Genomic DNA, 23,295 nt, shown 5'->3' on the forward strand with positions numbered 1-23,295 from the left:
GATTCCACCTTATTTTATTGATATCTCACAATATCAACCTCTTCGAGTACCAACATACTCTAGCATGATAACGGATGCAGGGACCCCGATAAGAACTACTATGTTCATCCTTACTGCTCAAGGATGTGTTCAAGCAGTGATCCATATCTTTTTCCACCAACCAAAGACTCTCTATCATGTTCGCTTACTTTACTATTTCCTGTCAAAGCATTTTTATTTATCTATATACTAAACGCAATTATGAGAAATGTCAATCAAAAAATGAAATATTTTCAAAATTTCAATGTAACATTTTTCATTTATCATCAGATAAATAATGACTTGTTAATAAGCGTACAACATCCTCTTCACTATCAAAACCATCATAGTCTTTGCCTTCCCCATAACGGACACCATGAATCATATTTTGAAAAACACATTTTCCCAGCTCTTCTTCTCCCTCATATTTCGCAAAACGAATAAATGCTCGATGTCGAATATTGTTTTCTTTCGAGAATACATCCATATCACATGGCGCATCATCACATTCCCAGCATCCGGCAATCCCCTTTTGCTTGCTACAACGATACTGATAACAACCTTCTCTTTTTCCATGTCTGGCACAGCTTGGATTGTCAGAAGTACAACCTCTACAAAAAGCAGCATCCTTACAGAAAGCACAAATGTTTCCACACCTACCAATGTTTTCAATCACATCTTTTTCATTCATATGCTCTACCTCTTACACTTTTCCTATTACTCTTATTGTAACAGTATTCTTCGAAATAGAAAAGCAATTTATTGATCAAGAAGCAATTTTTCAATAGAAAGCATCATCAAATAAAACTTTTGCTTTTTTTCCTCAGGCAATGCTCGATAGATTTCAATCAGCGTTTTCTCATTCTCATCCAATTCCATTACGTTTTTCTGTTGCATTTTATTCACACCTTTCACCTAAATATAGTATAACTCATTTATAGGATTTGTCTATGATACCCTGATGTATAATCTGCACAGATAATATAAAAATAATACACATTTTCGTGTATTATTTCGCTAAATCCTTTAAAGCTTTCACAACTGCTGTAAATCCTGCACGTTTTTCTGATGGTACATCATCCAGTATTTGCATGAATTCCTGTTCATCCTCCTGAACAAGGATTCGATATGGATAATTGGTATCATTCAAATGCAATATCTGATTTAAATTCAATTCCAAAGCCTGACAAATCATCACCAAGGTTTCCAAGGATGGTTGTTGCTCGCCTCTTACATAGGCCGAGATAGATCGTTGTGTTGTGCCTATCACTGCAGCCAACTGTTCCTGTGTCATTCCTTTTCTTTTTAAAGCGTGATGAATCGACTTACCGACTTTCTTATTGATCGTTGCTCTTTCCATAATGAAATCCCTTCCCTCTCCTAATCGTATCCATTATAAAAGAACCAAGCCCAGTTTTCGCACTTTTAGCTTTAATTATGCTGAAATATTTACATAAATATTTATTTTATACCTTTTAAGTATATACTATAAAATAAATATTCCAAAAAAAAACTGTTATCATGTAACATCACATCATAACAGCTTCCTTCTTTTAAGCGTTTTCCACTACTGCTTTTACGATATCGTCAGCGCTTAATCCATATTTTTCAAGTAATTGTGCAGGCTTACCGCTTTCGCCGAATACATCCTGCATACCTACCATCACGACTTTGCGTGGTGCTTTCTTACTCAACACCTCTGCAACTGCACTACCTAAACCACCGATCACACTATGTTCTTCACATGTTACAAATAAATCATGATTTTCTGCCAAAGATGTTAATAGTTCTTCATCGATTGGTTTGATGGTGTGCATATCCACAACAGTTGGTTCATAGCCTTGTTCTTTCAAGGTATCATAAGCCTTTAATGCTGCTTCTACCATGATTCCACATGCTACGATCGCTACTTTTTTACCTTCACGAAGGATATTCCCTTTACCGATCGTAAATTCCATCGTTTCTTCATACACTGTTTCTACTGCACTTCTTCCAAGACGCACATAACATGGTCCTTCATATGCCGTAACTGCTTCGATTGCTTTAGAAGCTTCTACACCATCTGCAGGACATATTACTACCATATTCGGAATACCTCTCATCAAAGCGATATCCTCAAATGTTTGATGACTTGCGCCATCCTCTCCGACAGTGATTCCCGCATGACTTGCACAAATCTTCACATTCAGCTTCGGATATGCAATAGAGTTTCTGATTTGCTCATAAGCACGTCCTGTCGCAAACATCGCAAAACTACTGGCAAATACGATATTCCCACTAGTTGCCAGACCGGCAGCTACTCCCATCATATTGCCTTCCGCAATTCCCATATTAAAATGTTGTTTTGGATTATTCTTTTTTACCATACCACTTTTCGTAGATCCGGATAGATCCGCATCCAATACCAGAATATTAGGATTTTCTGATGCCAGCTTTGCTAAGGTATTCCCATAAGCTTCTCTTGTTGCCATCTTTGCCATTATGCCTGTCCTCCTTCAAGTTCTTTTAAAGCATCTGCACATTGTTGAGCATCCGGTGCAACACCATGCCAATTCGCTTTATTTTCCATGAAAGAAACGCCTTTTCCCTTTACTGTTTTTGCGATAACAGCGGTTGGTTTACCTTTCACTGTCTTTGCTTGTTCCAATGCATCGATCACTGAAGAGAAATCATTTCCATCCTCAAGTACGATTACATTCCATCCGAATGCTTTGAACTTTTCATCTAATGGTGTTGGATTCATAACATCCTGTACCTTACCATCAATCTGTAATCCATTGGCATCTACGAATGCTACCAGATTATCCAGCTTATAATGCGCCGCAGACATTGCTGCTTCCCAAACTTCCCCTTCTTCACATTCTCCATCTCCTAAAAGAGTATATACACGATAAGGAAGATCATGATATTGATTTGAAAGAGCCATACCGACTGCTGCTGAGATTCCCTGTCCCAATGAACCGGTAGACATATCGATACCAGGCAATTTACGCATGCTTGGATGCCCTTGTAAACGTGAATCGATCTGACGGAACGTCATCAACTCTTCTTCACTTAGAAATCCTTTTTCACACAATACTGCATAAAGCAATGGTGATGCATGTCCCTTACTTAATACAAAACGATCACGAGCACAGCTTGTAAGATTATCTTCATTGATATCCATTTGAGTAAAATAAATGGATGTAACGATTTCTACAGAAGAAAGGGATCCACCTGGATGACCGGATCCTGCTGCTGAAACCATTTTTACAATATTTTTACGAATATTCGTCGCATGTTCTCTCAAATTTTCTAAATCTGACATTATGTAATAGTCCTCCTTTAAACTGACCGCCTACATTATACTAAAAAAACCCTTATAGTTCAAAGAAAATTCAAAAGAAAGTGAAAAAAAGCGTATCTTTCACAATTTTCACATTGCTTGATATGCTTTTCATTTGCTTACATTAAGGTTGTAGCAGTGTTAATTGTACTTTTTGTTTCTCTTCATCGATATGGTAGACCCAAACTTTAACGATATCACCAACCGCTACCATTTCGCTTGGATGAGATATCCTAGTTTTACTCATTTTTGAAATATGTACCAATCCATCTTCATGAAGTCCGATATCCACAAAAGCACCGAAATCTACTACGTTGCGGACCACGCCTTCTAATTGTTGCCCTACATGAAGATCACTTAACTCTAACACATCGCTTCTCAGCATCGGTTGAGCATATTGATCACGATAATCACGTAATGGTGCGGCAATACTATCTAAGATATCTTGAACGGTATAAACATCTGCTTGTAAGATCGTACAAAGTTCCTTCGCAGAAGTCTTTTTCACCTTATCGGCAGTAGCTTCACTACCCATTTCGATTTCTTTGATATCCAAAGCTGCAAGGATCTTTCTTGCCAAATCATAGCTTTCCGGGTGAATACTGGTGCGATCTAGCAACTCATCGCCATCTTCGATGCGTAAAAAACCCGCAGCCTGTTCAAACGCTTTTGCGCCGATCTTAGGAACTTTTTTCAATTCTTTACGATTATGAAGTTCTCCATGCTCTTCTCGATACGATACGATATTCTTTGCACTGGTTGCATTCAATCCTGAGATATTTTTTAACAGCTCTGCACTTGCCATATTTACATTGACGCCTACACGATTTACTGCCTTACTAACAACAAAATCAAGTCTTTCTTTTAAACGAGCTTGTGGAAGATCATGTTGATATTGACCTACCCCAATGGATTGCGGATCGATCTTAATGAGCTCGCTCAATGGATCTTGTATTCTTCGAGCGATAGATATCGCACTTCTTTGTTCTACATGTAAATCCGGAAACTCTTCACGAGCTAGCTTACTTGCAGAATATACAGAGGCACCTGCTTCACTCACGATCGTATAAGATACCTTCAACTGGTGATCCTTGATCAATTTCGCAACAAATGCTTCACTTTCTCTACTAGCCGTTCCATTACCGATAGCGATAATATCGATCGGATATTTTTTCAAAAGTTCTAACATGATACGTTCAGATTCCTTCACCTTTGCATTGGGTTGATGTGGATAGATGACACTGATATCCAACATTTTACCAGTATGATCAATAACTGCTAATTTACAACCGGTACGAAATGCAGGATCAAAACCTAAGACCATTTTATGTTTCATTGGTGCCTGTAACAACAAACGTTCCAGGTTCATAGAGAATACCTCAATGGATTGTTCATGAGCTTTTTCACTCAATTCATTACGAATTTCTCGTTCCACGCTTGGAAAAGCCAAACGTTTCAATCCATCCTTAACAGCTTCTTCAATCTGCGCATTGACAGGACTTAATCGCTTTTTCGTAAATTTATGAATGGTCCAATTGATGATATAATCTTCATCGATATCGATCGTAACACTCAATACCTTTTCTTTTTCTCCACGATCGATGGCCATGATACGATGACTCGCCAAAGTGGAAACACGTTCGCTATAATCATAGTACATTTTATAGACTTTCTTATCATCCTCATGCTTTTTCTTTTCTTTTGTGATCAAACGACCATATTTTTCCATGCTGTTACGAATTCTCGCACGAACATCAGCATCATCACTTGCCATTTCCGCAATGATATCTCTGGCTCCTTGTAAAGCTGCTTCCACATTTTCCACCTTATCATTGATATAGTTGGAAGCTTCTTTTTCTACCTCACCATTCCTTGGTAAGGTCAATATCCATTCCGCAAGCGGTTTTAAACCTTTCCCGATCGCATCTGTCGCTCTTGTTTTTCTTTTCTGTTGATAAGGACGATAAATATCCTCTACTTGAGAAAGTTTTTCCGCTTTCATCACCTGAGCAACGATTTCATCACTTAGCTTACCTTGTTGCTCAATTAAACGCAATACATCTTCTTTTCTTTTTTCTAGATTCATCTGATACGCATAATTCTCTTGAATGACACGAATCTGTTCTTCATCTAATCCACCTGTCACTTCTTTACGATAACGTGCAATAAAAGGGACGGTGTTTCCTTCTTCAATCAAATTCAACGTATTTTTGATCTGCTTAACACTGATATTCAGTGAAGCCGCAATTGCTTCAATAATATGGTCCATTGTCATTTCCTTTCTATTTTAATACAAATATGGTTTCTCCGGGATTCATATTAACCATGGTACGTAATAATCTTGGATGTTGATAGCCTTTTCTCACAAAGGTTTTCAACCTTGTACCACCATGATAGCCATGTATGATCACAACTTCATGGATACTGGTAGGTACCTGTTTCAAAAAACGATCCAACGCCAACTTAGCTTCCGCTTTGGTAAAACCATGAATATCCAAACGATCGATCATATCATTCCCCACTTTCTCAACGTTCTCATTATAGTCATTTTTTCTTTTGATTACAAGGCTATACAAATGCATTCGATTATGCTTTCCATCTCTTCTATTATGCGATACAATACTAATAATGAAACGAGGTACCTGATATGAAAATCGAACAACCTAAGATAAGTTCAACACTAGATAAAGAAAAGGATCTGGAAGCTTGTATCATAGAAGATCCCTATGTACAAGGCAAGCTGTTTGAAGATATTACCATAAGCTCATTGGATATCGATTGTCTGCATCTGGATGGCTGTTATTTTAAAAATGTTTATTTTGAAGATTGTCATTTCCCTTTGATCGACATGGTAGATGTGATATTTGAAAATTGTGAAGTCAACAACTTGCATTTTGAAGAAGGCGCCATCCATCGCACCCAGTTTTTACATTGTCGTTTGACCGGTATCGAAATATTGGATTGTACGATGAAAAACGTTTATTTTAAAGAATGTAAAGCAACCTATGCAAATCTTTCCGGAGATAAATTCAAACAGACCGTTTTGAAGAACAGTGATTTTTCAAGTAGTTCCTTTATCCAATGTGAATTTTATAAGACTGTATTTGACAACTGTAAATTAAGTGAGGGTGAATTTTATAACACTGCTTTATCCGGAGTTGATTTCAGTACCAGTGATATCGAAGGAATCGGAGTCAGTCAAGATAAATTAGCGGGCGTAACGGTCAATGAACAGCAGGCAATGGAATTGGCAAAATTACTTGGTATCATCATCAAACCTGAAACAATCTATGAATGATCGCATATAAAAACATATCCTTTACAGATATGTTTTTATATCGTTTCGACGATGTTCAATAGAAGCTTTACGGATAGCTCCATCTCATCAATACAAGCATATTCATATTTACCATGATAATTGTATCCACCGGTACCAAGGTTTGGACAAGGAAGTCCTTCATAGGTCAATCTTGCTCCATCGGTTCCGCCTCTGATTGCATGAGAGGTCGGCTCTATCCCTACCTGCTTCATAGAGGTTTTCACTAGTTCTATGATACTCATGTCTTGTTCAATGATCTGACGCATATTGGCATAGCTATCTTTTATCTCAAGGGAAATCGTATGAGCCGGATATTTCTGATTGATAAAATCTGCCGCTAATTGAAATTGTTGCTTTTGTTTCTCAAATAAACGCTCATCATGATGACGAATGATATAAGACATATGTGCTTTCTCACATTCGCCACTCATATCGGTTAAATGATGAAATCCTTCATATCCTTGTGTACATGCAGGATCATCAAATTTCGGTAAAAGAGAATGAAATTCCATTCCTACCAACAACGCATTGATCATTTTACCCTTTGCATCACCTGGGTGAATGCTCAAACCTTGGATTTCAATTTCGGCACTTGCGGCATTGAAATTTTCATAATCAACGCTATTGATTTCTCCACCATCTACTGTATAAGCAAAATCAGCACCAAATCCCAAAACATCAAAATGATCTGCGCCTCTGCCTACCTCTTCATCCGGTGTAAATGCCAATTTGATTTCACCATGAGGTAGATCTTGTTTCAACAATTGTTCTGCCATGGTCAAGATTTCCGCAATACCAGCTTTATCATCCGCACCAAGTAATGTAGTCCCATCTGTGACGATGAGTCCTTTTCCTTTTTTATCTTGGAGAGAATCAAAATCTTCTGGACCCATGGTAATGCCTTTTTCTTCATTCAATACAATGGTACCACCATCATAATGTTCAATGATCCTAGGCTTGATATCTTTTCCACTCATATCACAAGAGGTATCCATATGGGCAATGAATCCCACTGTTTTTTTCCCTTGTATCGTTGCAGGAATACTACCATATACAATGCCAAATTCATCCACTCTTGCATCTTGGATCCCCATCACCTTCATCTCTTCTACCAAAGCATTGGCAAGCGTTAATTGCTTCATGGTACTCGGTGTTGTGGAAGACATAGGATCTGATTGGGTATCATAACTTACATACTTTAAAAATCGTTCTACTACATTCATACATCGTCCTTCTTTCCCTACTTATTGTATCGTATCCCTACCATGTTTTCAATGATAAAAACGTTCCCCTTATTTCAATTCTATCAAATATTTATGAAGGTTATAATAGATACTTTTGTAATCGTCCTCCATGATACGAATCGTTTTCTGCATATCTTCATCTAGCGTGAAATGAGAATCATCAAAATCACGAATCGCTTTTTCGCCCATCTCTATACTTTTGACTGCTTCCGCAATTACTTCGGTATCATTCATCAGGGAAAGATTTTTAAACTTATTCATCATCTCTGCCATCGTTCCCATCATTCCCGCATCATCTGTTGCATCTTTTCCGATCGCATTGATTTGTGCAGTCAATGTTCGCTCATGTACCTTCAGTATACGTAAGATCCTTGTAAACTCAAGTTGTAATTCTTCTGCTTTCAACTTTTTTTCTAGATCTTCAAATACAGCTGCACCCATATGGCAACCCTTCAATAACTGATTCAATTCTTCAGATAATTTTTCTTTATCCATCAATATCACCTCAACTATAGTATGGACCGATTTCCTTTTCTGTATTTCGCCTAAATTCAATAAAAAATCCACAAGATATGAATGAAATCCTTACCATTTTCTTAATTTCTATCGTTTTCATCGTTCTGACAAGAAGGAATGTTAAAATTACGGTATAATATTAGAAAAAAAGGAAGGAGTCCTTTTATGAAAAAAATACTACATTGTTTGTTATGTCTCATTCTGGCATTGACCTTAACCAATCCGATCATGGCAAAAGAAAAGCTGAAGGATGATGGTGCCTATCATGTTGTCAATGTAAATGAAAAAGGAGACAATGAAATCATTGAGACCTTTGATTCCTATGCTCAAGCAAAGGTTGCCCATACCCTTTTAAAATCCAGATATCATAATCTGGGCATCACCTATGGAACGACATTTTTAACCATAGAGTATGGGGTCATCGCTTTTGATCGAGCAAAAGATTGTAGCCTAAATGTCACCTTTACCAACGATGCCAATGGAGAAGATGGCTATACCAACGGATGTTATGGTGTGGATGCGGCTTTTTTAGAGAATAATGTGAATGCCGGAAAGGTAAAATTTGCGTTAAGCGGGGTGATTGGATGGATTGATGGTGAACAGGTAACCTTATATCCCATTGAACAGGTGAAAAAAAGTAATGCCTATTCCATCCAAAATGGTTATTTGTATCACCACATTGCAAATGATCTTTTCGCAAATTCTTATGATACCGATGTAAAGCTTTTCAAAGCTCCTTCTTATATGAAGGAAGATACATTATATTACAGTTATGATGGTCATTATTTCTATGAAGATTTTAGAGCGATGATTCAAGATTATCGTAGCCAATCACATACTTCTTCCATCAATGCGCAAGATCCTTTTTATCAATATTATCAATATATCTCACAACGATCCACATCAAAGTATGATGAAGCACAGCTTGCTTCCTATTTTGAGGACGAATTAGCCATCAACGATACGATTACCTCCTTCTATGACAAAGATAATCATATCCATGATATCTTAACACAGTCATTGCTTCCTTCTGCTATCCCAGCGTTTCTGCAATATCAGAATATGTATGGTGCCAATGCCTTGTTGTCATTATCCTTATCAATGAATGAAAGTGCGCTTGGAAAAAGTACGCTTGCTTTTTCCAGAAACAATGTATTTGGACATGCGGCTTATGACAGTGATGTAGAAAAGAATGCAAGCAGATATCAATCTACTTCGGTAAGTGTTTATGCACATGATCTACATTATATATCTAATGCTTATGCAAATCCTGAAGCATTTCAATGGAACGGTGGCTTTCTTGGAGATAAGAATGCCGGTATGAATGTGAAATACGCATCGGATCCTTATTGGGGAGAGAAAGCGGCACAATATGCCTTTGAAATCGATGAAGCTTTGAAAGGCCTTGATCAAGATCAATATTGTCTTGGAATCACCAATCAAAAGGAAACCGTGGTATATCAAGAAGCAAGCACGAAAAGTACTGAGATCTATCGTGTCAAAAAAGGCAGTGTATTCAGCTTTATCCTTTTAGAACGTATCGAAAATAAAGAAGGAACCTTCTATCGTGTACAAAGTGATCCTGCATTAGATCATAAGAAGAGTATAAATTCAGATGGAACATATTCTTTTGTGGATAGCTATGGTTATATTAAAGCAGATACGATTGAAACCATCATCCATCCGGATCAACTAAAAGCAAAAAACTATATCCCGATCACCTTTGAGGCAGCAGGTGGTAAATTTTATCCTAACCAAGACAGCATAACCATTCAAATTGAAAACGGAATGTTACCAAGTATTGTTGCTCCTACGAAAGAGCATGCTTTATTTAAAGGATGGAATCAAGAGCTAACAAAGGCCACAAAGCCTGTTACCTATACGGCTGAATATGATGAGGTGATCGAAATCCTGTTATCCAACAAGCCCATGAGCGAATACGCTTATGGTGATATGTTAGATGTGAAAGATGGCGAATTAACCATTGTATATGCAGATAAAGAGAAAGAAACGATCCCCTTACAAAGTGATATGATTTCAGGCTATGATGCCAAAAAGGAAGGAAAACAAACCTTGACCATCACTTATGCAGGTTGTACAACGACATATGAAATCGAAGTCAGTAAAGCCAAACAAGAACAATTGGCTTCTCTATCAGCAACCGCAGATGAATTGATACGCAATTACTATGGAAAAACGGAATTAAGCAAAGAATCCATCGATCAATTAACTCAATTCAAAGAGCGTATCAAAGGCACGATCGTGAATGCGTTTTCTTCAAATCAAATCAGAGCACTAGATACCATTTTTCAAGAAAATGTATCACCGCTTAGTATCATCATCAAAGATGCTCATTATGATCTATCCGTATCCGGTTTATCTTTGGCAATACAAGATCAAAGCATATGGAATGCTATATTCCCAAAAACCATCGTCTTGCAAGTCAAAGATGCGATATCCAAGCAAGAGAAAGAACTGGTACAAAAAGTGGTCAATGCCAACCATATGCGATTAGAAGATACCTTTTCTATTTCGGGAAAAGATGATTTCGGTGGACTTCAAGCAAACAGTGAGCTATTATTTTCCATACAAAAACCTGAACAGAATGCTGATCGTGATTATCAGATATACTATATAGAAGGACAAGATGTATATCAGTTACCTACTACTCAAAGCCAACACCGCATTCAATTTCAAACTGAGAAAATCGGTAGCTTTGCGATTGTTTCTACCTCCAACAGCGCACAAGTGGATGGAAAAGACATCGTGGAAAACAATACCATAAAGGACAATGGCATAAATTATATCCACCGCTTTATTGTTCTGCCTATATCTTTGTTATTGATCATAGGGATCATATGGATCAGCATCCACTATTATTTAAAGAAAAAAGGAATACGTATACGTATTCCCAAAAGAAAACACAAAAAACATAGAAAGGAATCTATATGAGAAGAAATGAAATCGCTACGGAATTAACTTGGGATCTTCATGCGTTCTTTGAAGATCAACAAGCATTTGATGACACCTGTGAAAAAGCAAAACAACAATTGCATATCGTAACATCTTATCAAGGTCACATAACAGATACAAGGGATCACTTTCTACAATTTTTCAAAGAATATGAACATTTACTTCAGATAACAGAAAACCTCTCAGTTTATGCGAATATGTGTGCTGATGTTGACCCTGAAGATACTCTAGTACAAGAAAATCTTTCCAAATCCGAAAGTATCTATGATACGCAAGTATCAGCCTTGAGCTTTTTAGAAAACGAGCTCATAGCGAAGAAAGCCATCATTGAAACCTACCTTGAAGATGAAAGTGCAAGTGACCTTCGTTTCTATCTTTCAGAAATTTTCCGTAGCATCCCATATCGTTTGGATGATGCCGGGGAAGAATTACTTGCACAGGTTTATCAACTAGCGAGAATCCCAGAAGATACATTCAAAAGCTTTCAATTGCGTTTTGAACCGGTCATGGTGGATGGTAAAGAAGCATTTTTAAACGGTGCAACCTATTCCACCTTCTTAAAACATAAAGATGTTAAGGTTAGAAAAGAAGCCTTTGAACATTATATGAAGGAATATCAAGAATATCAAAATGTATTCATGAATACCTTAAGCGGTCATATCAAAGGACAAACTTTGATGGCAAAAACACGTCATTTCGATCATGCACTTCATGCTAGTTTATATGAAGATGGAGTAGATGAATCCTTATTCTACAAGGTACTAGATATGAGCAATATGAAATATCATTCTTATCTAGAAGAATACTTCCTATTACGTAAAGAAATTCTTCAGTTGGATACACAGCATGTATATGATATTCAATTAAGTTTGATAACGTCTTTGGATATTCATTATACCATCGATGAATGCTTTTCTATCATGGATCAAGCACTGGCTCCTTTAGGTGAAGATTATGTTGCGTTATTACATCAAGCAAGACAAGAGCGTTGGATTGATTTTATGCCATGTGCCGGGAAAAGAATAGGAGCTTATTCTTGGGGAACCTATGATTCTCGTCCTTATGTCCTGACCAATTTTAATGGTGATTATGATTCCTTGAGTACGCTAGCTCATGAATTAGGTCATTCCATGCATTCTTATTTTTCATGGAAACATCATCGCTATTTGAACGCAAGCTATCGTATTTTTGTCGCAGAAGTCGCAAGTACGGTCAATGAGCTATTATTGAATCATTATTTATTAAAACACAGCAAGGACGATCATGAAAAAGCATATATCCTTGATAATTTAATGACGCAACTGATTACAACACTTTATCGTCAACCGATGTATGCTCAATTTGAAGTGGATCTTTATCACTGGATAGAAAATCAAGAAGCTCTTTCTTCCCAAAAGATCACACAACATTACCTTGATTTAAGTAAGGCATATTATGGTCCCGGTGTAGAAGTAGATGAATTACAACGTTATGGTTGTTATCACATACCTCATTTTTATTTTAATTTCTATGTCTATAAGTATACAGTAGGTATGTCTATTGCGATTTCTTTTATGAAACGTATATTAAAAGGTGATGTAGAAGCTTATCGCACTTTCTTAACCAAAGGATGTAGTGAATCTTGTCTTGATGAATTATTGCATGCCGGTGTAGATCCTAGAGAAGATCAGGTCTATGATGATGCATTTACCTTTTTCAAAGAAAGTCTGGATCAATTTAAATCATTGATGATAAAAAAATAAAAAAGCGATATCATCGCTTTTTTAATAGGAAAACTTATCGTAATACTCCATGTCCTCTAACACCGTAATGTCTTCAATAGGATTTTCATCTAAGCGTAATTCATATAAGTTTTTCAACTTTGAAAGTGGTGTCACATCCGTCACATAGTTTGCTTTCAAGGTTAGTGAACTTAGGTATTGACAGCTTGTTAACGGACTTAGATCCATGACACTGTTATGATCTAAACGAAGACGTGTTAGATTACATAATTTCTTCAAAGGATGCAAATCCTCTATCACATTACCATATAAATCGATAGATGCAAGATTGGTTAAATCTTTTAATGGTGTTAGATCATGAATATCATTATTGCTTAATCCCAAGCATTCAAGATTGATCATGCCTTCTAAAGATTCAATGTTACGTATATCATTATTTCCGACATCCAATGTTGTCATTTTGTCAAAGCCCTTCAATACATCGATATGTTTGATTTGATTATTGTAAACATTGAGCTCTACCAAATTTTTCGCATGTTTTAAAAATTCGATATCTTTTAAGAAACAATAGCTTGCTTTAAAATATTTCAGATTTTTCATTTCCTCTATTACTTCTGTATGTGTGACTCGATTTTCAGAAATATCCAATTTCTCCATCTTCGTCAATCCCTTTAAACATCGAAGATCATGTAAATTACCTTGAATGATACGCAAATCTTTTAGGTTCTTTAGCTTCTTTAAGAAGGAAAAGTCTTTGATATGGTCAAACGATAATTCCAATACCTCTAAATTAGGAAATTCCGCTAAAATACTGCAATCTGTCAAATATTCATTGTTTGTAAGATTCAAGGAACGTAGTGATTCCTTACAATATTGAAGTGGACTTAAATCAGAAAATAGATTTGTGGAAAGATCCAAGACTTCAATATGTTTCAAATAGGTAAGATCACTAATATCATAAAGCCACATCTTATTCATATGTAATTCTTTCAATTCATTCAACATACCTAGGATAGATAAAGGGAATGGCCCATTTTCGATACCAACATAAAGCTTTTTCAATTTTTTTACGGTTTCCAAGTAGGATAAATTATCGACCTTACTTCGTTCCAAATTCAGTTCTTCTAAATTGATCATACCTGCCAAAGCCGAGATATCCATCGTATACAAATTATTGCGTGATATATCAAGGCGTAACAGCTGTCGATATTCACGCAGTGCCTGAATATCTCTCAGCATATTTTTGGATAGATTTAAATATTCGATTTCCCTTAGATCCTTGATAGGTTCTAGATCCTCAATGCTGTTACCACACAGATCCAAATAGTTCAGGTTAACTGCATATTGTAATCCCTCTAATGATGCAATTCCTGCTGAACGAGCTGATAATGTCGTTAACTTTTCCATAGCCGCTTCGTTAATTGCGTCTTCTTTTATCTGCAACGTACGGGCAATTGCCTCCCTAAGCATATCATCTTTTATGATCATAACAGATTCCTCCAATCTATTTCATATGTCTGCTTCTATTATACCCCAAAAAGTCAAATTCTGAAACTGCTTTCCTTTTTTTCTTTTTCGAACAATGGAAAACAAAAAAATCGTTTTTCGAAAGCGTTTTACATTGACAGACCATAGAATTCGTGGTAATGTATAGACGTAATAAAAAGCAATAACTATGATTTCACGATTCTGGAATTGTATTTATTCTCAATGTACAATAATCCATTTCGTGATTTTTTTATACATTTGAGGGCTTCTTATTCAACACTTATAGGAGGTACGAAAAATGAGTACAGGTAAAGTAAAATGGTTTAACGCAGAAAAAGGATATGGTTTCATCACTTCTGATGATGGTAAGGACATTTTCGTTCACTACACAAGCATCAACTCAGAAGGATTCCGTTCTTTAGAAGAAGGACAGAGTGTTACATTCGATGTTGTTGACAGCGATCGTGGTCAGCAAGCTTCTAACGTTACAGTTAACGCTTAATTAAACCGAATCGATACCGAAAAGGTCAGGCTATCCTGGCCTTTTTTCTATACAAAAAACCTTCTACATGATAGAATAAAGAAAAGAAGGTGATACGTTATGGATCGCTTAGAAATGATTCGCATGAAGGTAGATAAGATCATCTCAAAGCTTGCAAATGAAGAAACACGAAAATTTGCTTATTTACACAGTTATGGAGTTTCCCAATGTGCCATCTATCTCTCTATTGTTAGAGGGCTTGATATTGAGTTGGCGGGAATTGCCGGTATGTTACATGATATCGCAGTTTATGCAGAGAATTGTGCTCACAAGGTCCACGCCAATCGAAGTGCTGTTATCGCAAAGGATATATTAGAGGAATCCAAGGCATTTAATGAAGAAGAAATCATCGCCATCACCAATGCCATTGCCCTTCATTCTGATAAACTCACACGTACAGATACACGTTTTGCTGAAATGTTAAAAGATGCAGATGTCTTACAGCATTATCTATATAACCCAAATATGCCAATGCAAGATCGTGAGAAATATCGACTTTTCTATCTATTAGAAGACTTAAAAAAACTTCATCAGCGTCATGAACAAACTACATAAAAAAATCTATCAACTCACTGATAGATTTTTTTCATTCTCAGAATACATACTGCCTTTTCGATGACGATATAGAAACCAAATGGTAAACAAAAGGGTCAATCCTTCACATACAAGTGTCGCATACCAAATACCGTTTTCCTGAAACAAATAACCCATCACATACACACTCAAGGCAATCATCAAAAAGCCTCTAAGCAAAGATATGATAAAGGAATATCTACTTTTTTCAATTGCCGCAAAATACCCTGCCGATACAATGTTATAACCAATGATGACATAACATAACGAATAATTACGAAACGCTTGTACACTATCCGTAAACAATTGCCCCACGCTACGATCTAAGAAGATAGATACCAAGGTATCTGTGAAAAACAAGCATATCAATAACGCTACAATGGAGCATAATAACGTTGATACAAACGCATATCGTAAAAACAATGCACATGTTTTGGGTTCTTTCTTTCCTCGATAAAAGCTAACCAATGGTTGTGTTCCTTGAGAAATCCCTGTGAATGTCATCATGACAATGTTATAAATATACGTAATGATCGTATAGGTTACGATACCATCATCTCCGATATAGCGAAGGATAGCATGATTAAATACAAATACGATGAATCCTGCGGATAACTCATTCATGAAATCACTTGTCCCAATAGGTATGATTCTTTTATAAATGGATAGATCCAATTTACAACGACACCAATGAATCGTCCCCTTCTTCTTAAAGAAATGATAAAAGAATACACAGAAGGTCAATACCTGAGAAAGTCCTGTTGCGACTGCCGCACCTTTGATTCCCATACCAAACATTACAATCAAAACATAGTCCATCACGATATTGGTAATTGCTCCAATGGTTACGGCTAAAGTAGATAACTTAGGAAAGCCATCTGTTTTCACAAGTACTTCCATGGAATACGAAACGATAAAGAAGAAAGAAAACCAAACAATTACTCCAAGATAATCTAACACAAAGGGCATGGTTACCTCACTTGCGCCAAGGAAAGTAGCGAGTGCATTCAATTGAGATAGCGCAAAGATGGTAATACCCAACGCACAAATACTTAATACGATCGTATTGGTGGTAAACACTTGATTCGCCTTACGAATATCATGTTCTCCTCGATAGATGGCCACTACGGTCGATGTCCCTACCGAAAACAAAATAGAGAACGCAAAGATAAAATTGATGTAAGGCATGGAGATATTCACTGCAGATAATGCGTGTTCACCAACAAAGCGTGCTACATAAATACCATCCACCATCGTATAAAGATTGAATACCAGCATACTGATTACACTTGGTATCACAAATTTTAAAAACTGTCTTTTTTTACTCATAAGTCACCTCTTGCTTGTCCATTATAAACTCTGGTATAATACTAGAGTCAAGAGGTGCCTATGAAAAATTACTACAAAATTAATGAAATCAGTAAAATGTACAATATTGGTGTAGATTCTATTCGATATTATGAAGAAATCGGGATTTTACATCCACTTCGAGCAAAGAACGGCTATCGTCAATATACGACCATAGATATTCATCGTTTGAATATCATACGTGATTTACGTAGTCTGGATTTCTCTATGCAATCGATCAAGGAATATCTTGAGCATCAAAGCATTGCCTCTTCCCTTGCTTTTATGGAAAAAGAAGAAACCATCATTGATGAAAAAATCAAAGAGCTACAATCCATCAAAAAAAGTGTACAAATACGAAAAAGATCCTTGCGTGCCAGCAAAGATATGAAACCCTATCAAATGGAAATCACCCATCTTTCAGAAAGGAAATGTGTTGCTTTAAAAAGTAATTTAGACAAGGATGATACTGATTATCAATTGATCAAACTATCAAAAGAATATGAAAAAAACCTGTTTCTCATCGGAAATTTTAACACCGGATATTTTCTCGATGTTCAAGATGAACAAAACATCCATCCTTGTAGTGTATTCATTTGCGGAGATCATTTGGAAAGTTATGAATTCCTATTACCTGAGGGTGATTATCTTTCTTTTTATTATACAGGAAAGCGTGATGTTGAAAACAAATATATCAAAGATATGTTAAAGCACTGTAAACAACAGCATTATCATATCGATGGCTATGTTATGGAATTTTTCATCATCGATGATCATGAAACAAGATATGAGGATGAATATATCACACTATTACAAATTAAAATAACCAAGTAAAAAGGCGAATTGCTCGCCTTTTTATGTACCTTATTTCATTATTTGGCTCAAACAGGGTGTATCAGGATATCCTCATACACCCCTATGTAACGAAAGCACTAAGACTTTGAGAAGGAAAAGTCTTTTGTACTTTAGTAACCATTACATAATCGTGACTTCTGTTTCAGGATCAAAGAAATGAATCTTACTTAAATCCATCGTTAATTGAATGGTTTCATGAGGTCTTGCTTCAATTCTAGCCGCAACCTTCGCATTCATCGGTTGATCATGGAATTTACCATGAAGAATATATTCATGACCTAACAATTCACTGACATCTACATGGAAATCAAAGTGTGCACTAGGATAAGTATCAGCTACAATCCCTTCACCATGTAGATCCTCTGGTCGAACACCCATGACAACATCTTTTCCTTCATATGGTTTCATGCATTCCAAGAACATATCCGGCACAATAATTTCTTGACCTTCGGTAATGAATGTTCCGTTTTGATACTTCCCTTTGATAAAGTTTGTCGCAGGTGCTCCAAGGAATCCGGCAACAAACATATTTGCAGGATTGTTATAAATTTCCTTTGGTGATCCGATTTGTTGAATATAACCACCCTTCATAACAACGATTCGATCGGCCATGGTCATAGCCTCTGTTTGATCATGAGTGACATAAATAGAGGTAGCACCGATACGTTCATGCAACTTAATAATTTCACTACGCATTTGAACACGAAGCTTAGCATCCAAATTGGATAATGGCTCATCCATTAGGAATACCTTTGCATTACGTACAATTGCTCTACCTAGTGCAACACGCTGACGCTGACCACCGGATAAAGCCTTAGGCTTACGATCTAAATATGGTTCGATTTCAAGAATTCTAGCGGCTTCCTTTACACGCTTATCAATCTCTTCTTTGGGTGTCTTACGTAACTGTAATCCAAATGCCATATTGTCATATACACTCATATGTGGATACAACGCATAGGATTGAAATACCATCGCAATATCACGATTTTTCGGTTCAACATCATTCATGAGTTGCCCATCAATATAAAACTCCCCTGCCGTAATATCCTCTAGACCGGCAATCATACGAAGCGTCGTTGATTTACCGCATCCGGAAGGTCCTACAAAGACAATAAACTCTTTATCCTTGATATCTAAGTTAAAATCAAAGACGGCCTGTACATTATTGTCATATACCTTATCTATATGTTTTAATGATAATTCTGCCATACCATTACCTCCTATTTGTATTTCTTATTGTAGATGTATAATTCCACAAGCAAACCGGCTAAGCCTAACAGCTCCATACCGAGATTCGCAAGAGAGACTGTTTTTTGACCAATAATGATCATACCTAAAAATACGAAGAATAAAACTGCCATGATTATATTTTTTAATATGTTACTTTCCATTCTTCATCACCATCCATCGAATTTCGCCTGCTTCTAATGTAACACTTGTACTATTTCCTTCTCCATCATATACATTGGTTGTTTGTACACGATTGGTATTGTTTAAAATGGCATAAGTTCCACTGTTTGGATATGCATGAACCTCACAATACAGGTTGTCCGCATACCATGTTTTGAATTCTTGTTCTTTATCAGCTGCATAATACAACGCACGCATCAATATTCTTGTATTTTGTTCACTATAAGGTAATCCTGCAATATAGACACATCGACCTGCGCCATATTGATGACTACTCAAGTGTACTTCCCCATTGCTGTAGGAAATGATTTGGGTATCTGCTTTTGTTGCATAGATATTTTTCATTCCTTCACCGAAGTTTAATTCTTCAACAACATCTTCCGTAATGAAATGATGATCTACAGGTGTATGGAAGTATTTATCACTGTGTAGGGTAAATCCTAACTCTTTATCTACCCCAAAGGCATCCGCAAGCTGGAAGAAATGTCCACCTTTTTCAAAAGCTGTCGGTTCTCCGATTCCTACCAAACCTCCACCTTGATATACCCATGCACGAAGCATAGCGACCAAACGTTCATTATCCCATACATGACCTCCACTGAAGGCAGTACCGGCATCTCCTGCGTTGATGATGACATCGATATCCTTTGGTATACCATGTGCCAATATCTCATCAAAACTAATGAAAGAGACATCGACACTTGCTCCGGATAAGCTTTCCAACATACCATTATAGGAATAGATCTGTTTACAATATAGACCATGGGCAACCATATAAGGATGCCAACTACGTAATGCTCCCCAACTATTTAGGATTGCGACCTTTAACCCACAATAAGGCTCGTTTTCATGAACATGATCATAGATATATCGGAATTCATCACAAACCTTTTCAATATAATCTACAAATGCAGGAAATTTATATGCAAGGCTTGGATAACCACCATATCCAATACGATCGATTGGCTTACGCATAATGGCACGTCTTGCACATAGCCAGTTATCAACTGCTTCAGGTATCGGATCATTTCCTTCATAGAAGGTATCCGGGAAGAAATATGGTAGGAATCTTCCTTCATGATAGGTTACTCCAGGTATATCACTAATCAAACGAAGGGTTGCTCCATTTCCAACAGAACCTACCACAGCATCCAATCCGATTTCCGGGAAATAAGCACCATAAGGTTCGGTACCGATCCAATTATCCCCAAGAAACATCATGGCTTCTTTACCGGCAGCATGTGTTAATTCTACCAATTCTTTGGCCGTATCTTTCACAAAGCGCTGTTGCATATCGATATAATCTTGATATGCTTTGGTTGGTACACAGAAGGTAGAATTGTAATATCCGTTTTGAACAAAGTCTTCTGCACGAAGTCGATAGCCATATTCCTTTTCAAAAGCAAGCATGGCTTCTGTAGAAACACTAGCTCCATATCCACACCAATCAACGAACTTTTCCTTTGCCATTGCATTGAAAATCAAGGTAAAGTGGTAAAAGAAGGTCGTAAAGCGTACGACATCTGTATCAGGATTATCTTTTAACCATTGTTTTAAATATTCAACCACATAAACCCTAGATGCCGGTTTTCTGACATCAAATGGGATTTCATGAGGCTTATCTCCCCAATCATTGGTGATATGATTATACATTTGGGTAGGATCCCATAGGATATAGGCTAAAAAGGATACTGTATATTCATGGTAACTTTCGACTTTATGAATACTTACCGTATGTTCTTTACGATCATAGTCCCAATCCTTTGAATCAACTACACGATTGCTAGTACGATCTATAACCTCCCACCAGATTTTTGGATCATGGTCATAATCAGGGGTTATTTGTTGATCGAAGTAATCTTTTGCAAAGGCTATGGTCAATGAATCCTCAGTAGCGAGTGTATAACTGCTCATCAAATAGATTTGTTGACACTCCTCCATATGTTCTTGTGCGAATTCATTATGTCCTCTTGCGACAAAATACGTGGTATAGATTTTAGCATCTAAATGTTTGATATCATCATCTAATTTTGTTCCATCACTATCTCGAATCGCATCAGCTCCCCAGCGATTCAATAAATCTTTTGTCTGTTCAAGAAAATTTGATTCACTTGGCAATGTGACTCTGCCTTTTGTTTTTCCCATAATATGACTCCTAATCTTTCAGTCCACCAAGGCTCATACCTTGTGTTAGTTTCTTCTGTACTAAAATATACAGAATCAAAGTTGGTACCATAACGATAACTAAACCTGCGTACATAACACCATATTGAGCAGCACTTCGCTGTTCTTGCATCAAAAATTTCAATCCGACCGCTAATGTCGCATTTTCTTTTTCCATTAAGGTAAATGCTACGATATACTCATTCCAGAAGGATAAGAATTGAAATAAAATGACGGTGATGATACTAGGTCTAGCCATAGGTATCATAATTTTTGTCATTGTTTTGAAATAGCCACATCCATCAATCAATGCCGCTTCTTCATATGCCTTAGGTAGGGTCTTAAAATATCCACTCAACAGATAAACGGTAAATGGAAGTGAAGTCGCTGCATAAACGATAGCCAAAACAATCTTATTATTGACGAATAAATTGGTAATACCAATCATTTTTTCTGCATTAAACAACATCATATAAATTGGTAATACGATATAGTTTACATTGACAAATAAGCCTGCCATAAAAAGTAGATTTAAAACTTTTTTACCTTTAAATTTGAATCTTGCCAATACATAGGATGCAGGCAATGCGACAACCAATAGAATAACCAATGCCAATGCAGTTACAAATACAGAATTTAATAAATATTCCCCCATATGTGCCTTGGTAAATGCAGTCGCATAATTGCTCCACAATAAGACACTTGGTAAGGTCCAAGGATCACCGTTTAACTCTAATTGACTCTTTAAACTTGCTAGGAAAACCCATGCAAGAGGCACTACAATAGTAATCGCAAATACAATCATTGCGAAATATACAAATATTTTATACCAGGCATGGCTTGATGTTTTCTTTTTCATATCATGTTCCTCCTAGTATTCTAATACTTCACGATTCGTTACTTTATTCAGAATGCCTGCCAATGCAAAGGATAAGATGAAGGACAATACACCGATTGCCATACCATATCCATAGTTTCCAGCAAATGCTTTCTTATACATATAGTTCAATAATACCTCTGTTCCAAGGTCACCATTTGTATTGATCTGAATAAACATAAAGCTTAGGTTGATGGTTGAAATAACATAGAACGTCAATGTCGTACGAATATTATCCCAAATCAACGGTAACGTAATCATAAAGAATTGTTTGAATTTTCCGGCACCTTCAAGTCCGGCTGCTTCATATAAGTTTTCCGGAATCGATGTCATACTTGCCATATACATAACCATATAATAACCAATTGCTTGCCATACTAAAGCACCACATATTGCATAAATAACGATATCCGGATTACCCATCCATTGTTGACGCAAACCATCTAAATGAATCATAGAGAAAAAGTTATTCAACAATCCATTATCAGGAGCATAAACAGCTGAGAAAATACCCGCAATGACAACGATATTCAAAATATTAGGAATATAGAAAATGATTCTGAATAAATTCATACCTTTGAATTTTTCTCTTGTTAATAATGTCGCAAACAATACAGCAAATAAAATGGTCAAGATCATCACAACAACGATAATGAGGATCTGATTCTGCATAGATTGTATGAATGTTTGATCTGAGAATAAAATTTTAAAATTATCAAGACCTACGAAAGTTTCAGGACTAACAAAACCTGCTTTTTGAAACAGAGATAGTCGAAATACCTGAATCGTAGGATAAACGATAAATAGACAAACCAGAATGACTGCTGGCGCAAGACATGCCCAAACAAAACGTCTCTGTGCTTTCTTTTTTGTCATAAGTGTTCCTCCTTTTTTTGAAAAAGCGGTGAGAAGCTTTACTCAC

At 36.6% G+C, this 23,295-nt stretch carries 22 protein-coding genes and 1 other annotated feature (1 of these 23 cut by a window edge); of the genes, 6 read left to right on the forward strand and 16 right to left on the reverse strand.

Going from position 1 to position 23,295, the window contains the following annotated elements:
- Positions 1-215: a binding site (T-box leader), on the reverse strand (it extends 26 nt beyond the left edge of the window).
- 80 nt (positions 216-295) lie between these two features.
- The 7 genes from UGRO018_RS10310 to UGRO018_RS10340 form a co-directional block, all read right to left on the reverse strand.
- A complete protein-coding gene (locus UGRO018_RS10310; protein WP_416326401.1) occupies positions 296-709 on the reverse strand; it encodes a DUF3795 domain-containing protein in 414 nt (137 codons plus the stop codon).
- A 68-nt stretch (positions 710-777) separates the two neighbouring features.
- Positions 778-915: a hypothetical protein gene (locus UGRO018_RS10315; RefSeq protein ID WP_416326402.1), complete on the reverse strand. Its 138-nt coding sequence runs from the start codon at positions 913-915 to the stop codon at positions 778-780.
- Between the two features lie 112 nt (positions 916-1,027).
- Positions 1,028-1,378 (reverse strand): helix-turn-helix domain-containing protein, encoded by a 351-nt coding sequence (locus tag UGRO018_RS10320; protein ID WP_416326403.1) that lies wholly within the window; start codon positions 1,376-1,378, stop codon positions 1,028-1,030.
- Positions 1,379-1,571: 193 nt separating this feature from the next.
- On the reverse strand, positions 1,572-2,498 hold the full coding sequence (locus tag UGRO018_RS10325) for a transketolase family protein (protein WP_416326404.1): 927 nt from the start codon (positions 2,496-2,498) through the stop codon (positions 1,572-1,574).
- Complete coding sequence (locus UGRO018_RS10330) at positions 2,498-3,325, reverse strand: transketolase (protein ID WP_416326405.1); 828 nt, start codon at positions 3,323-3,325, stop codon at positions 2,498-2,500. Before UGRO018_RS10330 ends, UGRO018_RS10325 begins: the two co-directional genes overlap by 1 nt.
- A 142-nt stretch (positions 3,326-3,467) precedes the next feature.
- Positions 3,468-5,612, reverse strand: a complete 2,145-nt coding sequence (locus tag UGRO018_RS10335) for a Tex family protein (protein ID WP_416326406.1) — start codon at positions 5,610-5,612, stop codon at positions 3,468-3,470.
- Between the two features lie 13 nt (positions 5,613-5,625).
- Positions 5,626-5,853, reverse strand: coding sequence for a Smr/MutS family protein (locus UGRO018_RS10340; RefSeq protein ID WP_416326407.1), 228 nt, complete (start codon positions 5,851-5,853; stop codon positions 5,626-5,628).
- A gap of 137 nt (positions 5,854-5,990) precedes the next feature.
- On the opposite strand from UGRO018_RS10340, the gene UGRO018_RS10345 reads away from it, so the two are divergent.
- On the forward strand, positions 5,991-6,641 hold the full coding sequence (locus tag UGRO018_RS10345) for a pentapeptide repeat-containing protein (protein ID WP_416326408.1): 651 nt from the start codon (positions 5,991-5,993) through the stop codon (positions 6,639-6,641).
- A gap of 35 nt (positions 6,642-6,676) precedes the next feature.
- On the opposite strand, the gene pepT is transcribed toward UGRO018_RS10345, so the two are convergent.
- Together pepT and UGRO018_RS10355 are read right to left on the reverse strand one after the other, a co-directional pair.
- The gene (gene pepT, locus UGRO018_RS10350) at positions 6,677-7,885 is read right to left on the reverse strand and encodes a peptidase T (RefSeq protein WP_416326409.1); all 1,209 of its coding nucleotides are present in this window, start codon (positions 7,883-7,885) and stop codon (positions 6,677-6,679) included.
- Between the two features lie 69 nt (positions 7,886-7,954).
- Positions 7,955-8,401: a DUF2383 domain-containing protein gene (locus UGRO018_RS10355; RefSeq protein WP_416326410.1), complete on the reverse strand. Its 447-nt coding sequence runs from the start codon at positions 8,399-8,401 to the stop codon at positions 7,955-7,957.
- Between the two features lie 186 nt (positions 8,402-8,587).
- Here UGRO018_RS10355 and UGRO018_RS10360 point away from each other — a divergent pair, with 186 nt between their 5' ends.
- Positions 8,588-11,374, forward strand: a complete 2,787-nt coding sequence (locus tag UGRO018_RS10360) for a bacterial Ig-like domain-containing protein (protein ID WP_416326411.1) — start codon at positions 8,588-8,590, stop codon at positions 11,372-11,374.
- Positions 11,371-13,137 (forward strand): oligoendopeptidase F, encoded by a 1,767-nt coding sequence (pepF, locus tag UGRO018_RS10365; protein ID WP_416326412.1) that lies wholly within the window; start codon positions 11,371-11,373, stop codon positions 13,135-13,137. Before UGRO018_RS10360 ends, pepF begins: the two co-directional genes overlap by 4 nt.
- Before the next feature lie 21 nt (positions 13,138-13,158).
- Here pepF and UGRO018_RS10370 read toward each other — a convergent pair whose 3' ends face one another.
- Positions 13,159-14,604, reverse strand: coding sequence for a leucine-rich repeat domain-containing protein (locus UGRO018_RS10370; RefSeq protein WP_416326413.1), 1,446 nt, complete (start codon positions 14,602-14,604; stop codon positions 13,159-13,161).
- A 298-nt stretch (positions 14,605-14,902) separates the two neighbouring features.
- Between UGRO018_RS10370 and UGRO018_RS10375 the strand changes: the two genes are divergently transcribed.
- Positions 14,903-15,106, forward strand: a complete 204-nt coding sequence (locus UGRO018_RS10375) for a cold-shock protein (protein ID WP_416326414.1) — start codon at positions 14,903-14,905, stop codon at positions 15,104-15,106.
- A 99-nt stretch (positions 15,107-15,205) separates the two neighbouring features.
- A complete protein-coding gene (locus tag UGRO018_RS10380) occupies positions 15,206-15,700 on the forward strand; it encodes an HD domain-containing protein (protein ID WP_416326415.1) in 495 nt (164 codons plus the stop codon).
- A gap of 9 nt (positions 15,701-15,709) precedes the next feature.
- On the opposite strand, the gene UGRO018_RS10385 is transcribed toward UGRO018_RS10380, so the two are convergent.
- Positions 15,710-17,047 (reverse strand): MATE family efflux transporter, encoded by a 1,338-nt coding sequence (locus UGRO018_RS10385; protein ID WP_416326416.1) that lies wholly within the window; start codon positions 17,045-17,047, stop codon positions 15,710-15,712.
- A 60-nt stretch (positions 17,048-17,107) separates the two neighbouring features.
- Here UGRO018_RS10385 and UGRO018_RS10390 point away from each other — a divergent pair, with 60 nt between their 5' ends.
- Positions 17,108-17,899 (forward strand): MerR family transcriptional regulator, encoded by a 792-nt coding sequence (locus UGRO018_RS10390; RefSeq protein WP_416326417.1) that lies wholly within the window; start codon positions 17,108-17,110, stop codon positions 17,897-17,899.
- Between the two features lie 141 nt (positions 17,900-18,040).
- Here UGRO018_RS10390 and UGRO018_RS10395 read toward each other — a convergent pair whose 3' ends face one another.
- The 5 genes from UGRO018_RS10395 to UGRO018_RS10415 are packed head-to-tail and all read right to left on the reverse strand — an operon-like array spanning position 18,041 to position 23,249.
- On the reverse strand, positions 18,041-19,132 hold the full coding sequence (locus tag UGRO018_RS10395) for an ABC transporter ATP-binding protein (RefSeq protein ID WP_416326418.1): 1,092 nt from the start codon (positions 19,130-19,132) through the stop codon (positions 18,041-18,043).
- Between the two features lie 11 nt (positions 19,133-19,143).
- Complete coding sequence (locus UGRO018_RS10400) at positions 19,144-19,314, reverse strand: DUF6903 family protein (RefSeq protein ID WP_416326419.1); 171 nt, start codon at positions 19,312-19,314, stop codon at positions 19,144-19,146.
- Positions 19,304-21,478, reverse strand: a complete 2,175-nt coding sequence (gene gnpA / locus UGRO018_RS10405) for a 1,3-beta-galactosyl-N-acetylhexosamine phosphorylase (protein ID WP_416326420.1) — start codon at positions 21,476-21,478, stop codon at positions 19,304-19,306. The genes UGRO018_RS10400 and gnpA overlap by 11 nt, the downstream gene beginning before the upstream one ends.
- 10 nt (positions 21,479-21,488) lie before the next feature.
- Positions 21,489-22,355, reverse strand: coding sequence for a carbohydrate ABC transporter permease (locus UGRO018_RS10410; RefSeq protein ID WP_416326421.1), 867 nt, complete (start codon positions 22,353-22,355; stop codon positions 21,489-21,491).
- 12 nt (positions 22,356-22,367) lie between these two features.
- Positions 22,368-23,249: a carbohydrate ABC transporter permease gene (locus tag UGRO018_RS10415; RefSeq protein ID WP_416326422.1), complete on the reverse strand. Its 882-nt coding sequence runs from the start codon at positions 23,247-23,249 to the stop codon at positions 22,368-22,370.
- Between the last annotated feature and the right edge of the window lie 46 nt (positions 23,250-23,295).

The organism is Hoskinsella mucinilytica (genome assembly GCF_045223415.1).
Classification (GTDB): Bacteria; Bacillota_I; Bacilli_A; order Erysipelotrichales; family Erysipelotrichaceae; genus Hoskinsella; species Hoskinsella mucinilytica.

What these genes read in the sequence shown, in the direction of transcription:
- UGRO018_RS10325 (WP_416326404.1), bottom strand. Translation starts at nt 2,498, where the DNA reads ATGGCAAAGATGGCAACAAGAGAAGCTTATGGGAATACCTTAGCAAAG.
- UGRO018_RS10370 (WP_416326413.1), bottom strand. Translation starts at nt 14,604, where the DNA reads ATGATCATAAAAGATGATATGCTTAGGGAGGCAATTGCCCGTACGTTG.
- UGRO018_RS10385 (WP_416326416.1), bottom strand. Translation starts at nt 17,047, where the DNA reads ATGAGTAAAAAAAGACAGTTTTTAAAATTTGTGATACCAAGTGTAATC.
- UGRO018_RS10400 (WP_416326419.1), bottom strand. Translation starts at nt 19,314, where the DNA reads ATGGAAAGTAACATATTAAAAAATATAATCATGGCAGTTTTATTCTTC.
- pepF (WP_416326412.1), top strand. Translation starts at nt 11,371, where the DNA reads ATGAGAAGAAATGAAATCGCTACGGAATTAACTTGGGATCTTCATGCG.
- UGRO018_RS10320 (WP_416326403.1), bottom strand. Translation starts at nt 1,378, where the DNA reads ATGGAAAGAGCAACGATCAATAAGAAAGTCGGTAAGTCGATTCATCAC.
- UGRO018_RS10355 (WP_416326410.1), bottom strand. Translation starts at nt 8,401, where the DNA reads ATGGATAAAGAAAAATTATCTGAAGAATTGAATCAGTTATTGAAGGGT.
- UGRO018_RS10330 (WP_416326405.1), bottom strand. Translation starts at nt 3,325, where the DNA reads ATGTCAGATTTAGAAAATTTGAGAGAACATGCGACGAATATTCGTAAA.
- UGRO018_RS10415 (WP_416326422.1), bottom strand. Translation starts at nt 23,249, where the DNA reads ATGACAAAAAAGAAAGCACAGAGACGTTTTGTTTGGGCATGTCTTGCG.
- UGRO018_RS10380 (WP_416326415.1), top strand. Translation starts at nt 15,206, where the DNA reads ATGGATCGCTTAGAAATGATTCGCATGAAGGTAGATAAGATCATCTCA.
- UGRO018_RS10345 (WP_416326408.1), top strand. Translation starts at nt 5,991, where the DNA reads ATGAAAATCGAACAACCTAAGATAAGTTCAACACTAGATAAAGAAAAG.
- UGRO018_RS10315 (WP_416326402.1), bottom strand. Translation starts at nt 915, where the DNA reads ATGCAACAGAAAAACGTAATGGAATTGGATGAGAATGAGAAAACGCTG.
- UGRO018_RS10310 (WP_416326401.1), bottom strand. Translation starts at nt 709, where the DNA reads ATGAATGAAAAAGATGTGATTGAAAACATTGGTAGGTGTGGAAACATT.
- pepT (WP_416326409.1), bottom strand. Translation starts at nt 7,885, where the DNA reads ATGAATGTAGTAGAACGATTTTTAAAGTATGTAAGTTATGATACCCAA.
- UGRO018_RS10340 (WP_416326407.1), bottom strand. Translation starts at nt 5,853, where the DNA reads ATGATCGATCGTTTGGATATTCATGGTTTTACCAAAGCGGAAGCTAAG.
- gnpA (WP_416326420.1), bottom strand. Translation starts at nt 21,478, where the DNA reads ATGGGAAAAACAAAAGGCAGAGTCACATTGCCAAGTGAATCAAATTTT.
- UGRO018_RS10360 (WP_416326411.1), top strand. Translation starts at nt 8,588, where the DNA reads ATGAAAAAAATACTACATTGTTTGTTATGTCTCATTCTGGCATTGACC.
- UGRO018_RS10390 (WP_416326417.1), top strand. Translation starts at nt 17,108, where the DNA reads ATGAAAAATTACTACAAAATTAATGAAATCAGTAAAATGTACAATATT.
- UGRO018_RS10410 (WP_416326421.1), bottom strand. Translation starts at nt 22,355, where the DNA reads ATGAAAAAGAAAACATCAAGCCATGCCTGGTATAAAATATTTGTATAT.
- UGRO018_RS10335 (WP_416326406.1), bottom strand. Translation starts at nt 5,612, where the DNA reads ATGGACCATATTATTGAAGCAATTGCGGCTTCACTGAATATCAGTGTT.
- UGRO018_RS10375 (WP_416326414.1), top strand. Translation starts at nt 14,903, where the DNA reads ATGAGTACAGGTAAAGTAAAATGGTTTAACGCAGAAAAAGGATATGGT.
- UGRO018_RS10395 (WP_416326418.1), bottom strand. Translation starts at nt 19,132, where the DNA reads ATGGCAGAATTATCATTAAAACATATAGATAAGGTATATGACAATAAT.